Source organism: Posidoniimonas polymericola (assembly GCF_007859935.1).
GTDB lineage: Bacteria > Planctomycetota > Planctomycetia > Pirellulales > Lacipirellulaceae > Posidoniimonas > Posidoniimonas polymericola.
The window spans coordinates 1008464-1021850 of sequence record NZ_SJPO01000001.1 but is presented as its reverse complement, the minus strand read 5'-3'; the positions used below and the strand labels follow the sequence as shown (position 1 = coordinate 1021850).

General features: G+C 67.4%; 10 protein-coding genes. All 10 read left to right on the top strand.

All coding sequences use genetic code 11. The features are described 5' to 3' along the window. Window positions 1–39: 39 nt before the first annotated feature. Complete coding sequence (locus Pla123a_RS04040) at window positions 40–1107, top strand: AraC family transcriptional regulator (protein WP_146584226.1); 1068 nt, start codon at window positions 40–42, stop codon at window positions 1105–1107. A 210-nt stretch (window positions 1108–1317) separates the two neighbouring features. After that, entirely contained in the window at window positions 1318–2418 is a 1101-nt protein-coding gene (locus Pla123a_RS04035; protein ID WP_146584225.1) for a DUF1559 family PulG-like putative transporter, read from the top strand. A 53-nt stretch (window positions 2419–2471) separates the two neighbouring features. Next, the gene (locus Pla123a_RS24460; protein ID WP_197527655.1) at window positions 2472–4931 is read left to right on the top strand and encodes an alpha-L-fucosidase; all 2460 of its coding nucleotides are present in this window, start codon (window positions 2472–2474) and stop codon (window positions 4929–4931) included. A gap of 36 nt (window positions 4932–4967) precedes the next feature. Next, on the top strand, window positions 4968–6380 hold the full coding sequence (locus Pla123a_RS04025) for an L-fucose/L-arabinose isomerase family protein (RefSeq protein ID WP_146584224.1): 1413 nt from the start codon (window positions 4968–4970) through the stop codon (window positions 6378–6380). A gap of 167 nt (window positions 6381–6547) precedes the next feature. Continuing rightward, window positions 6548–7402: a transketolase gene (locus Pla123a_RS04020; protein WP_146584223.1), complete on the top strand. Its 855-nt coding sequence runs from the start codon at window positions 6548–6550 to the stop codon at window positions 7400–7402. Beyond that, window positions 7399–8415 (top strand): transketolase family protein, encoded by a 1017-nt coding sequence (locus Pla123a_RS04015; protein WP_146584222.1) that lies wholly within the window; start codon window positions 7399–7401, stop codon window positions 8413–8415. The genes Pla123a_RS04020 and Pla123a_RS04015 overlap by 4 nt, the downstream gene beginning before the upstream one ends. Next, window positions 8412–9881, top strand: a complete 1470-nt coding sequence (locus Pla123a_RS04010) for an FGGY family carbohydrate kinase (RefSeq protein WP_146584221.1) — start codon at window positions 8412–8414, stop codon at window positions 9879–9881. Before Pla123a_RS04015 ends, Pla123a_RS04010 begins: the two co-directional genes overlap by 4 nt. 175 nt (window positions 9882–10056) lie before the next feature. After that, complete coding sequence (locus Pla123a_RS04005; RefSeq protein WP_231956314.1) at window positions 10057–11082, top strand: D-ribose ABC transporter substrate-binding protein; 1026 nt, start codon at window positions 10057–10059, stop codon at window positions 11080–11082. Beyond that, window positions 11079–11714 (top strand): DUF2291 family protein, encoded by a 636-nt coding sequence (locus Pla123a_RS04000; RefSeq protein ID WP_146584220.1) that lies wholly within the window; start codon window positions 11079–11081, stop codon window positions 11712–11714. The genes Pla123a_RS04005 and Pla123a_RS04000 overlap by 4 nt, the downstream gene beginning before the upstream one ends. Window positions 11715–11716: 2 nt before the next feature. Further along, window positions 11717–13273 (top strand): sugar ABC transporter ATP-binding protein, encoded by a 1557-nt coding sequence (locus Pla123a_RS03995; protein ID WP_146584219.1) that lies wholly within the window; start codon window positions 11717–11719, stop codon window positions 13271–13273. Window positions 13274–13387: the final 114 nt, after the last annotated feature.

The window sequence follows — 13387 nt, the reverse complement described above, 5'->3', positions numbered from 1 at the left end:
CCCCGCTACGACCAAGACCCTTATCTCAGAGCAACTACCATGATCACCTCCTACTCGCTTTCGGAACTCACCGAGAACAGTGCAGGCGCCTGCATCCCGCAGGGCGAGAACGACCCGTCGTTCGGCGGCTTCGTCCGCTCCGCGCAGCGCGTTGGCGGAGCCGGTCGACGGCAGCAGGAGCCGTTCTTCCGCTACCTGCCGGTAGAGAAGGCGAGCGAGGCCGAGGCCCTCTACGTCACCGGCGTGGGCGCTTCGGTCGTGCGGCCGGGCGACGCCTACCCGCAGGCGGAACACCCTAGCATCTACCACTTCGACTGGCGGTCGGGCCGGATCCTGCCGGAGCACCAGATCGTCCTGCTGACCGACGCCCGCGGCGAGTTCGAGAGCCGCGAGACCGGGCTCATCCGGATCCACGGCCAGGCCCTCCTGTTCCTGTTCCCCGGCGTCTGGCACCGCTACCGGCCGGACCGGGCCGTGGGCTGGCAGGAGAACTGGATCTCGTTCAACGGGCGCACGGTCGATCGGCTGTTCGCGGCAGGCGCGGCCTCGGCCAGCAACCCGATCGTCACACCCGGCAGCACAGCGGCGCTGACGCGCCACTTTGACCGAGTGCTCGAGCTGGGCCGCTCCGCCCCGCGTGGCAGCGGACGTGACCTGCAGCACGCCGCGGTGCGGCTGATCGGCGAGGCGTTGGGCGTTTCATCGCACGAGCCCCCCCCCGAGGCCTCAACCCGCCGCCCCGCCGCCGCGTCCGAACAGGACGCCATCGTCGAGCAGGCCCGGGAGGTCATCTGGAGCTGCCCACACAAGCGGCCGCTGAGCGTCAACGACGTCGCGCGGCGGCTGCCGGTCACCCGGCGGACGCTCGACCGGCGGTTCGCGCAGGTGCTGGGCCGGTCGGTGCTCGATGAGATCAATGCGTGCCGGCTGTCCCGCGCCAAGCGGATGCTGACCGAGACCGACTTCCTGGTGAAGACGGTCTCGTACCTGGCGGGGTTCCCAAGCCGCGAGCGGATGCGGCTGCTCTTCCTCAGCGAGGAGGGGCTCACCCCTACCGAGTATCGCGAACGCCACGCGCGGGCAGGAGTCTCAGCGATGGCAGAGTAACCCCGGGGGTGGCTTGTTGCGGCGCACCAGACCATCGGGTCGGCAGGCTGCAAACAACGCCCCCCACCCAACAACTTCTCTCGTGCTGTCTGGATAAAAGGCGGCAAGATTTCAGAAACGCGAACCCCAAGCACTAAATTAACGGGGTCGCGTTAGGGCGGACAGCAGAGGCGGCTGTGCGACACGGCATCTATTCAGGAACCTATTCAAATGTCTGTATCTAAGCGTGCTCGTTCTACCGGTCGGTTAAGGGCGTTCACCCTGGTCGAACTGCTCGTGGTCATCGCGATCATCGGCGTGCTGATCGCGCTCTTGCTGCCCGCTGTCCAGGCCGCGCGCGAGGCGGCGCGTCGCAACACGTGCAAGAACAACCTCAAGCAGATCGGCCTGGCGGCGATCAACTACGAGAGCACCCACCGCGAGTTCCCATCGGGCGGCTGGGGCTTCAAGTGGGTCGGCGACCCCGACTGGGGCGTCGGCGAGAAGCAGCCCGGCGGCTGGATCTTCGGCATCGCTGCCTACATCGAAGAGGCCGCGGTTGCTCAGATCGGACAGGGCATCTCGGGCGGCATCACCGGCAAGGACACCCCCAAGAAGCTCGCGATCGCCCAGCAGATGGAGCACGCGGTCGGAACCTTCATCTGCCCGTCGCGTCGCAGCGTTGAGCCGTTCCCCTCGCTTGACAGCTCGGGAAATCCGATTCAGCCGCCCTGGAACGCGAGCGCGCCGGCTTTCTACGCCAAGAGCGACTATGCCGCCAACGGCGGCGGCGACAAGCTGAAGCTTGGGCAGGGACCCGACGCGCGTTGCTACAACGCCTACCCGACTTGTCAGGCGCTCGGCGACGGCTGGACCTGGCCGCCGGGCTCCGACTACTACAAGCGGTGGGACGGCATCGTGGGCTACCGCCGCGGCGCCAAGCTGCGGCAGGTGACCGACGGCGCGTCGAAAACCGCTCTCGCGGGCGAGAAGTACCTGAGCAGCGACATGTACATCGACGGCCGCCACGACGGCGACAACAACTCGATGTACGAGGGCTTCGACTGGGACACCGTCCGCTGGACCGGCTCGCAACAGAACGACGAAACCTTCGAGGACCAGGGCAAGCTCCCTCAGCGAGACAAGCCCGACGGCAACGCCCGCGAAACGTTCGCCGAAAGGTTCGGGTCTCCCCACGCGGCGGTGAACATGGTGTACTGCGACGGCTCGGTGCACTCGATCAACCTGGATGTTAACGCCGAGGTATGGAACGCGGTCGGACGCCGCAACGGTGGTGACACCGGCCGCGAGCGGTTCTCATCGGACAACTAGGCAGGCTCCCATCGTGCGTGGGCGTAACCACGGATTGACGCTTCAGCAGTTCCATGGTCAACGCCTTTCCAACGAAAGTATCCTGCTTCGCAATTGCGGCGGTCGCGTTGTGCTGCTCGGCTGGCTGGCCGAGCAGCGCCCACGGCGACGAGGAAAGCGGCGCCCGCTCGGTCTACCTCTTCACCTCATTTGAAGAGCCGGCCGACGCCGGTCTGCGGCTGCTCTGGAGCCACGACGGCCTCCAGTGGGAGCGGATCCCCGGCGCCTTCCTCCGCCCGCACGCCGGGGGCGGCAAGCTGATGCGCGACCCGAGCCTGGTCCGCGGGCCGGACGGCTGGTTCCACCTGGTGTGGACCACTGCCTGGCGGGGCGACAACGGCTTTGGCCACGCCCGCTCGCGTGACCTGGTGCACTGGTCGCCCCAAGAGTTCGTGCCGGTCATGAAGCACGAGCCGACAACCGTCAACGTCTGGGCGCCGGAGGTGTTTTACGACGAGCCGGGCGAGCGGTTCATTATCGCCTGGGCGTCGACGATCCCGGGCCGCTACCCGGACGGGCTTGAGGAGCACCAGAACAACCACCGGATGTACGCAACCACCACCCGCGACTTCCGGGAGTTCACGCCGACCGAGTTGTTCTGCGAGCCCGGCTTCAGCGTCATCGACGCAGTGATCGTCCCCTTGGGCGACGACTACCATTTGGTGCTGAAGGACAACACCCGGCCGGTGCTCGGTCTGCGGGTCGCCCAGGGTGAGTCGCCGCTCGGCCCCTGGACTGACGTCAGCGAGCCGATCACCCGCAAGTTCACCGAGGGCCCAACGGTCGCCAAGTTCGGTGACGACTACCGCATCTACTTCGACGCCTACGGCGACCACAAGTACGGCGTGCTGGCGACCACCGACTTCGAGACCTTCCGCGACATCTCCGATCGGGCGAGCTTCCCGGAGGGGCACAAGCACGGCACGATCTGCCGCGTCACGCAGCAGGAACTCGACTACCTGAAACGCGTCGGCGGCGAGATGCGGCTCGGCGCTGGGCAGGACTTCGCGCCGCAGCTGCCACAGGAAGAGATCGACCGCCGCCTCGCCGAGGTCGACAAGGTCGCTGCCCAGGGCCCATTTCAGCCCAACTGGGCTTCGCTCAAGGAGTTCCAGTCTCCCGAGTGGTACGCCGACGCCAAGCTCGGCGTGTTCATCCACTGGGGAGCGTACTCCGTGCCCGCGTTCGGCAGCGAGTGGTACCCGCGGAACATGTACACCAAGGGTTCGCCCGAGTACGAGCACCACCTGAAGACCTACGGCCCGCTCAACAAATTCGGCTATAAGGACTTCATCCCGCGGTTCAAGGCCGAGCGGTTCGACCCCGCCGCGTGGGCGAAGCTATTCAAGGATGCCGGCGTTCGCTACGTCGTGCCGGTCGCCGAGCACCACGACGGCTTCCCGATGTACGCCAGCGACTACACCACATGGGACGCGTCGGAGCGCGGGCCGCGGCGGGACGTCATCGCCGACCTGGCTGACGCCCTGCGGGCCCAGGACATCGTCGTCGGCGCGTCGAGCCACCGCGCAGAAAACTGGTGGTTCTTCGGCCAAGGCCGGCTGCTCGACTCCGACGTGCAGGCCCCGGCCAACGCCAAGCTCTACGGCCCGGCCCACAACAAACGCGTCAGCGAGAGCCAGGCCGAGCCCCCCAGCCAGGCGTTCCTCGACGACTGGCTGCTCCGCTCGTGCGAGATCGTCGACAAGCACCGCCCGCAGGTGATGTACTTCGACTGGTGGATCTGCCAGCCGGTGTTCCAGCCGTACCTGCAGCGGTTCGCGGCGTACTACTACAACCGCGCCGCCGAGTGGGGCCAGCCCGCCGCCATCAACTTCAAGGAGTGGGAGGGCTACTCGTTCCCCCGCGGCACAGGGGTGCTGGACGTCGAGCGGGGCAAGTTCGCGGGCATCGAGCCCGAGCTGTGGCAGACCTGCACGTCGGTCTCGAAGAACTCGTGGGGCTACATCGAGGGGCACAAGTACAAGACCTCCGGCCAGCTGGTGCACGACCTGATCGACATTGTCAGTAAGAACGGCGTGATGCTGCTCAACATCGGCCCCAAGGCCGACGGCACGATCCCAGACCAAGAGCAGGCAATGCTCCGCGAGATCGGCGCGTGGCTGGCGGTAAACGGCGAAGCGATCTACGGCACGCGGCCGTGGATCGAGTTTGGGGAGGGCCCCACCACCGCCGGCGACGGCGCGTTCTCCGACGGCGACGCCGCCCGATTCACCGCCGCCGACTTCCGCTTCACCGCCAAGCCGGGCGTCGTGTACGCGATCGGCCTGGCCTGGCCTGAGGACGGCCGGGCGGTGATCGAGTCGCTGGCCGACGCGAAAGTCGCGGGCGTCGGGCTGCTGGGCTCTGACAAAACGCTAGAATGGCGGCTGGACGCGTCGGGGCTGGTGGTGTCGCTGCCCGCCGAGCCGGCGGCTTCGCCCGCGTACGCCCTGCGGGTCCAACTCGCCGAATGATCGTCGGCGTCTTCTATCGCTAATCGCATGAGATCCATGACTACGAAAAAAGCCACCCTCGGGGTGATTGTCGGCAACCGCGACTTCTTCCCGGACCAGCTGGTCTCCGAGGCGCGGGCCGACCTCGCCACGCTGTTCGACTCGCTCGGCGTCGAGCCGGTGTGGGTCACGCCGGAGGAGACCAAGCTCGGCGGCATCGAGACCCACGCCGACGCGCGGCGTTGTGCTGAGCTGTTCCGCAGCCGCCGCGACGACATCGATGGCGTCTTGGTCTGCTTGCCGAACTTTGGCGATGAAAAGGGCGTGGCCGACACGCTCAAGCTGGCCGGCCTGGACGTGCCGGTGCTGATCCAGGGCTACCCAGACGACCTCAACCAGCTGGGCGTCTCGCGGCGGAGGGACGCGTTCTGCGGCAAGATCTCGGTCTGCAACAACCTGGTGCAGGCGGGCATCCCGTTCACGCTGACCGAGAAGCACGTCACGGCGCCGGGCTCGGACAGCTTCGAGGCCGACCTGCGGAAGTTCCTCGGCGTCTGTCGGGTGGCGAACGGCTTCCGCGGGGTGCGGCTGGGCGCCGTCGGCGCGCGGCCCGGCGCGTTCAACACGGTCCGCTACAGCGAGAAGATCCTCGAGCGTTACGGCGTCAGCGTCACGACGGTTGACCTGTCGGAGTTCCTGGCCACGGCCGGCAAGCTGGCCGCCGACGACCCGGCGGTCACGGCCAAGCTCGACGAGGTGCACAGCTACGCCCCGGCCCCCAACGCGCCGGACGACCGGATGCTGCAGATGGCGCGGCTCGGCGTCGTGCTCGGCCGCTGGATGGACGACAACGCCATCGACGCCACCGCCATCCAGTGCTGGACCAGCGTACAGCAGAACTTCGGCTGCAACGTCTGCACGCTGATGAGCATGATGAGCGAGAAGTTCATGCCGAGCGCGTGCGAGGTGGACGTCACCGGCGTGCTGACGATGTACGCGATGCAGCTGGCGTGCGACTCGCCCGCGGCGATCGTCGATTGGAACAACAACTACGGCGACGACGAGGACCGCTGTGCGCTGTTCCACTGCGGCAACTGGGCCAAGAGCTTCCTGCCCGACATCAAGATCGCGACCGCACCGATCCTCGGCAGCACGCTCGGCGAGGAGAACACCTACGGCGCGCTCGAGGGCCGCACGCCGGCCGGGCCGCTCACGTTCGGCCGCCTCACGACCGCCGACACCGAAGGCCGCATCCGTGCGTACGTCGGCGAGGGTGAGCTGACCGACGATGTGCTCAACACGTTCGGCACCCGGGCCGTGGCCCACGTCCCCAAGCTGCGTGAGCTGCTGCACTACATCTGCAAGAACGGCTTCGAGCACCACGTGGTGATGACCCAGTCGCACTCGGCCGCCGTGCTGGCCGAGGCCTTCGAGACCTACCTCAACATCGACACCCACACGCACGTGTAGCACCTCCTGGCGACAGGAGGAATTGCCACAAGAAGGCACGAGAAGACACAAGAGGAGAGAACCGGTTGGCGCAAAACCATCCTCTAGAGCACATCCCAAAACCGTTATTTTTTGTGCTCTTTGTGCCTTCTCGTGGCTAACGGCTCCCCACACCGAGCCCGGAGCAAATGACCCAGCGACCCAACTTCAACGACGACCAACTCCTCCGCCTGAGCGTGCGGATGCGGCAGGACGTGCTGCGGTACATCGTGGCGGCCGGGGCCGGGCACACCGGCGGCAGCCTGTCGTGCCTGGACATCCTCAACGTGCTGTACAACCGCGTGCTGCGGGTCTCGCCGCAGACGTTCAGCGACCCGGGGCGCGACCGCTACGTGCAGAGCAAGGGGCACTCGGTCGAGGCACTCTACGTGGTGCTCGCCCACGCCGGGTTCTTCCCGATCCAGCAGCTGGAAACCCTCTGCCACTACCAGTCGCCGTTCGTCGGGCACCCGACCCGCAAGACGCCGGGGATCGAGATGAACACCGGCGGGCTCGGCCACGGCCTGTCGATCTGCAACGGCATGGCGATCGCGGGCAAGCGGACCGGCGCCGACTACCGGGTGTTCACCCTGATGGGCGACGGCGAGCTGGCCGAGGGTTCCAACTGGGAGGCCGCCATGTCCGCCGCCCACTACGGGCTCGACAACCTCACGGCGATTATCGACCACAACTCGCTGCAGATCACCGGCCCGACGCGCGACGTCTGCAGCAACGAGCCGCTGGACGAGAAGTTCGCCGCCTTCGGCTGGGCGGTCGTCACGGTGGACGGGCACGACTACGCCCAGCTGACCGATGCGCTGTCTAATCCGGCGGAGCCCGGCAAGCCGACCTGCGTGATCGCCAACACGACCAAGGGCCGCGGCGTGAGCTTCATGGAGAACGTCATCTCCTGGCACCACGGCGTCCCTAGTCAGCAGCAGTACGACGACGCCATCGCCGAGCTGCAGGCCGCCGAGCGGCTGCTCGAGGAGTCCGCCCCATGAGCGCCCCCGCCCCCAGCGTGTATTCTCCGGAGGCCGTCGCCCACGCCGAGAGGCTCGGCCTGACCATGGGCCGCGCCAACCTCGAAGTGTTCGCCGAAACGCTTGAGGAGCTTGCCAAGGACGACCCGAGCATATTCGCCGTGACCAGCGACTCCCGCGGCTCGGGCAAGCTCAAGCCGTTCGGCGACCGCCTGCCGAACCAGATCGTCGAAGTCGGCATCGCCGAGCAGAACCTGGTTGGCATCGCCGCCGGCATGGCCGCGGCCGGTCAGCGTTCGTTTGCGGTCTCGCCGGCGTGCTTCCTGACCGCCCGCTCGCTCGAGCAGATCAAGAACGACATCTGCTACTCCGATGTGCCGGCTACCGTGGTGGGCATCTCGGCCGGGGTGAGCTACGGCGCGCTCGGCAGCACCCACCACTCGCTGCACGACTACGCCGCCCTGCGGGCGATCCACAACCTGACAATCATTGCGCCGGCCGACAACCACGAGGCCGCCGCCGCGGTCCGCTTCGCCGCCGGCCATGACAACCCGGTCTACCTGCGGTTCGGCAAGGCCAAGCTGTACAACCTGCCGCACGGCGACCAGCCGTTCCAGCCGGGCCGCGCGACCTTGCTCCGCCAAGGCGACGACGTTGCGCTCGTTGGCATTGGCGAGGCCGTGATCCACTGCCTACTCGCCGCGCAGACGCTCGCCGCCACCGGCGTCGAGGCCCGGGTGCTGAGCATGCACACGCTGCGGCCGCTCGACCGCCAGGCGGTCGAGGACGCGGCCCGCGACTGCCGCGCGGTCGTGACCGCCGAGGAGCACTCGGTGCACGGCGGCCTGGGCGGCGCGGTCGCCGAGGTGATGGTCGAGCTGGGCGGCGCGCCGCCGCTGAAGATCATCGGCGTCCCCGACGAGGACACCGTGACCGGCAGCCAGGCCGACATCTTCCGCCACTACGGTATTTCGGCAGAGGGGATTTCGTCCGCGGCCCAATCGCTGCTCGCACGGCAGGAGGCACTGCGATGAGCGTGCTGCTCGCCATCGACCAGAGCACCTCGTCGAGCAAGGCGATCTTGTTCGACGACCAGTGCCGCGTGGTTGACTCCGCGTCGGTCGATCACAGGCAGCACTACCCGCAGCCGGGCTGGGTCGAGCACGACGCCGAGGAGATCTGGCAGAACGTGCTGACCGCCGCGCGGACGGTGCTCGTCCGCAACGCCGACCAGCAGCCGATCGGGTTGTCGATCACCAACCAGCGCGAGACGCTTGTCGTCTTCGACCGCGCGACCGGCCGACCGCTCTGCCCGGCGATCGTCTGGCAGTGCCGCCGCAGCGACTCGATCTGCGAGGAGCTCCGCCGCGAGGGCTACGCCGATTGGGTGCAGGAGGCGACCGGACTGAAGCTCGATTCGTACTTCTCGGCATCGAAGGTGCTGTGGCTCGTGCGAAACAATACCGAGGTCGCCGCCAAGCTCGCCGCCGGCGAGGCGCTCCTCGGCACGATCGACGCGTACCTCATCTACCGGCTGACCGGCGGCGCCGTGTTCGCCACCGACCACACCAACGCCAGCCGCACGCTGCTGTTCCACCTAACCGAACGGCGGTGGGACCCGCGGCTTTGCGAGCTGTTCCAAACGCCAATGGACGCGCTGCCCGAGGTGCGGGAGAGCTTCGCCGAGTTCGGCCAGACCACACTCGACGGCGCCCTGCCTCGCCCGACGCCGATCTGCGGCGTGATGGGGGACTCGCAGGCGTCGCTGTTCGCGCAGCGGTGCTTCGCTCCCGGCGAGTCGAAGGCGACCTTCGGCACTGGGACCTCGGTGCTGCGGAACGTCGGCGACTGCTCCGCCACGCCGCCCGGGGGCTCGGTCGCCGCGTTGGCGTGGGTCTACCAAGGCAAGCCGACATACGCATGGGAGGGGCTGATCAACTACTCCGCGGCGACCATCGCCTGGCTACGCGACCAGCTCGGGCTGATAAGCTCCGCGGAAGAGTCCGAGCAACTAGCCGCCGAGGTCGTCGACTCCGGTGGAGTCTTCCTAATCCCGGCCTTCGCGGGGCTCAGCGCCCCGCACTGGAAGCCCGACGCCCGGGCTGCGATTGTCGGCATGACCGCCTACACAACCAAGCAGCACATCTGCCGCGCGGCGCTCGAGTCGATCGCCTACCAGGTCGCCGATGTGTTCAACGCGACGCCGTTCGAAGGCGCCGAGTCCACCGTGCTCCGGGCCGACGGCGGAGCCACGCGCAATCGCTTATTGATGCAGATGGTAGCCAACGCCACGCGGCTGACGGTCGAAGCCGCCGACGCGGCCGACTTCTCAGCCCGCGGCGCCGCGATGGCGGGGCTGCTGGGGCTGGGACTGGTCGAGTCGTTCGACGCGCTGCGCGAGCTGCCGCTCACCGCCACGGCCTACCAGCCGCAGCTCGCCGACGACGAGGCCGCCCGCCGGTATGCTGGCTGGCAGGACGCCGTGCGGCGGGTGATGTGAGTTTTTATGATGGGCCACGAAAAGGCACGAGAAGACGCAAGAGCACGATGGCAGAGCCGACCCTCCATTCGACAGACTTTTTGTGACTCTTTGTGCCTTTTCGTGGCCAATCGCTTCGCGTAACAATCAACGTCTGCGGCAGTACTACTCCTCATCCCTTTTCCAAATGAATGCGATGAAACGCTCTTCTCTGCTCTGGTTAGCCGTGGCTATGGCGGCGGCTATCGGCTGTGGCCAGACGCCGACTGACGACGACGCTAAGGGCGCCGACGCTGAAAACGCAGACAACAAACCGGCCGCCGAGGTCAAGGAGCACGGCCGGGTGGCGGTCGTGGTCTCGACGCTCAACAACCCGTGGTTCGTCGTGCTGGCCGAGACCGCCAAGGCCCGAGCCGAGGAGCTCGGCCACGAGGCGGTAATCTTCGACTCGCAGGACAACGTCGACAAAGAGGCGAGCACCTTCGAGAACGTGCTGGCGGGCGGGTTCGACGCGATCCTCTTCAACCCGACCGACGCCGACGCCTCGGTGGCCAACGTCCGCCGGGCAACGAAGCGGGGCGTGCCGGTGTTCTGCATCGACCGCGAGATCAACGCCACGGACGCCGCCACCGCCCAGATCTTGTCGGACAACTACGCCGGCTGCGTCGAGCTCGGCCAGTACTTCGTCGAGGCGGTCGGCGAGGAGGGCAAGTACGCCGAGCTGCAGGGCTTGGTCGGCGACAACAACACCTACAACCGCTCGAAGGGCTTCCACAGCGTGGTCGACCGATACGACGGGCTCGAGATGGTCGCCCAGCAGTCGGCCGACTTCAACCGCACCAAGGGCCTGGAGGTGATGGAAACGATCCTGCAGGCGAACCCCGACATCGTCGCGGTATTCTGCGGAAATGACGCCATGGCGCTCGGCGCCTACCAGGCGATCGAGGGCGCTGGCAAGACCGAGCAGATCAAAGTGTTCGGCTTCGACGGCGCCGAGGACGTCGTGCGTTCGATCGCCGACGGCGAGATCCAGGCGACCGCGATGCAGTTCCCGAAGAAGATGGCTCAGATGGCGGCCGAGTTCGCCGACGAGTACCTCAAGGGCCGCCGCAACTTCGACCAAAAGATTCCGGTCGCGGTCGAGCTCGTAACGCCCGACAACGTGGCCGAGTACGGCGACTACGGAGCTAAGGACGGGGCCAAGGACGGGGCCAAGGAGTGAACCGCGCCGCGGCTTATCGCTGGACCTTCATCGCGGCGGCCGCGGCCCTCGGCTGCTGGTTCGTGCCGCTGGTGCACGTCCGCCCGCTCGGCGCCAATGAGCCGGATCCGGCGGACCAACCCGCCACCGCGGCCGAGCTCGCCGAGCAGTTCTGGAGCGGACCGCTCGCCGGCTCGCACGACCGGGCCCACCCCGCGGACGAGGTTCTTTCCGCGCTCGCCGACAACCTCGACGCGGCCAAAGACGAGTACGGCCGCACGGTTGGCGTCAGCCGCGCGTTCCTGCTCTACCTCCGCGGCGAGGGCACGGTGACCGCGGTCGAGCGGAAGGGCGTGCTGATCGACATCGATGGCGACAGCGAGGCCGACCTGCTGCTCGAAACCGGCCCCATCTTCGGCGCCGCCGTTCGCGACGCCACCGGCCTGTTGACCTCGGCCGAGGTGAGCGACTCGCAGCAGCTGAACGATGTCGCCAACGAGCTGAACCTTCTGGTCGAGTCAAACGTGGCGCCGGGGCTGCGGACGATGGCGCCCGACCAGTCGCTGCGGTTCGTGGCGTGCGTCGAGATCAAGAGCCGCGGCGCCCCCAAGCCGCCGATCGCCGCGGTCCCGATCCACGCGGAGGCCCTCTAGCCATGCCGCACCACGCCGAGCCAAAGCCAACCCAGCCGGTCCTCGAAGCGACCGACATCGTCAAGACGTTCCCCGGCGTTCGCGCATTGGGCGGCGTGAGCCTGCGGGTCGAGCGGGGCCGACTCAACGCGTTGTTGGGCGAGAACGGCGCCGGCAAATCGACGCTGATGAACATCCTGGCCGGTGTGTTCCCACCCGACTCGGGTGAGATTGTCCTCGAGGGCCAGCCGGTCCGCTTCACTTCGCCAAGGGCCGCGCAGGAGGCGGGTGTCTCGATCATTCACCAGGAGTTGAACCTGGCGCCGAACCTCTCGGTCGCCGAGAACATGTTCCTCGGCCGCGAGCCCCGCAACCGGCTTGGCTTGGTTGACTACACGCGCATGAACCGCGACGCTACCGTGCTGCTCAAACGGCTGAACCTGGACGTCGACCCAGCACGCCCAGTCGAGCAGCTGACGGTCGCCTCACAGCAGGTGGTAGAGATCGCCCGGGCGTTGTCGTTCAACTCGAAGGTCCTGATTCTCGACGAGCCGACCTCGGCGCTTTCCGAGCAGGAGACCCACGCCCTGTTCAGCCTGATTGCGCAGCTCAAGTTGGAGGGCGTCGGGCTGGTGTACATCACCCACCGTCTCGAGGAGCTCGACATCATCGCCGACGACATCACCGTCTTCCGCGACGGCGAATTTATCGAGGCAAAACCCTACGTCGACACGACCCGCCACGAGTTGATCCGCCTGATGGTCGGCCGCGACATTGTGGTCGAGTCGTCCGGCGACCGCCGCGTCACGGGCAAAACGCTGCTCGAGGTCCGCGGCTTGTCGCTCCGCTCGGCAACCAAGGGCGCCAGGCCGGTGCTGCGGGACATCTCGTTCGAGCTGGCGCGGGGCGAGGTGCTCGGCGTATTCGGCCTGATGGGCGCCGGCCGCACCGAGCTGCTGCAGGCGTTGTTTGGCGCATTCGGCCATCTCACCAGCGGCGAGATCGCAGTCGACGGGCGCCCCGGCCTGCCCCGCTCGCCGGCCGAGGCGATTGGCGCGGGCATTGGTCTGGCCCCCGAGGACCGCAAGCAAGACGGACTGGCGCTGTCGATGGGCGTCGGGCCGAACATCAGCCTGCCGTGCCTGGCCAGGGTGCTGACCGGCGGTCTGCTCAGCAAGGCGAAAGAGGACGCGCTCGCCGAGCGGTACGGCGGGCGGATGGCGATCAAGTCGGCCGGACCCCGCCAGGCGGTCCGCACGCTGAGCGGCGGCAACCAGCAGAAGGTGGTGCTCGCCAAGTGGCTGGCGACCGAGCCGAAGGTGCTGATGCTCGACGAGCCGACCCGCGGCATCGACATCGGCGCCAAACGAGAGATCTACACCCTGATCGACGAGCTGGCCGCCAGCGGCTTGGGCGTGCTGATGGTCTCGTCCGAGCTGCCGGAAGTGCTCGCGCTCTCCGACCGGATCCTCGTGCTCAGCGAGGGCCGACTGATAGCCGAGTTCACCCGGGACGAGGCCACCGATGACAAGCTGCTCGCCGCCGCACTGCCAACCACGCAGGCAGGGTCGGCGGCATGAACCGAAGCCAATAGCCACAATGACACCACGGACGCAACGATTGCTGACTTGAATCCGAAGACACGTCCCTGTCGGGCAAGACTCTGCCGTACGTGGTGATCGTTGTGTCGTCGT

Bases quoted from the DNA above. Each gene is read 5' to 3' on its own strand.
- Pla123a_RS04025 (WP_146584224.1), top strand. From the start codon at position 4,968: ATGACTACGAAAAAAGCCACCCTCGGGGTGATTGTCGGCAACCGCGAC.
- Pla123a_RS04020 (WP_146584223.1), top strand. From the start codon at position 6,548: ATGACCCAGCGACCCAACTTCAACGACGACCAACTCCTCCGCCTGAGC.
- Pla123a_RS24460 (WP_197527655.1), top strand. From the start codon at position 2,472: ATGGTCAACGCCTTTCCAACGAAAGTATCCTGCTTCGCAATTGCGGCG.
- Pla123a_RS04035 (WP_146584225.1), top strand. From the start codon at position 1,318: ATGTCTGTATCTAAGCGTGCTCGTTCTACCGGTCGGTTAAGGGCGTTC.
- Pla123a_RS04040 (WP_146584226.1), top strand. From the start codon at position 40: ATGATCACCTCCTACTCGCTTTCGGAACTCACCGAGAACAGTGCAGGC.
- Pla123a_RS04015 (WP_146584222.1), top strand. From the start codon at position 7,399: ATGAGCGCCCCCGCCCCCAGCGTGTATTCTCCGGAGGCCGTCGCCCAC.
- Pla123a_RS04005 (WP_231956314.1), top strand. From the start codon at position 10,057: ATGAAACGCTCTTCTCTGCTCTGGTTAGCCGTGGCTATGGCGGCGGCT.
- Pla123a_RS03995 (WP_146584219.1), top strand. From the start codon at position 11,717: ATGCCGCACCACGCCGAGCCAAAGCCAACCCAGCCGGTCCTCGAAGCG.
- Pla123a_RS04010 (WP_146584221.1), top strand. From the start codon at position 8,412: ATGAGCGTGCTGCTCGCCATCGACCAGAGCACCTCGTCGAGCAAGGCG.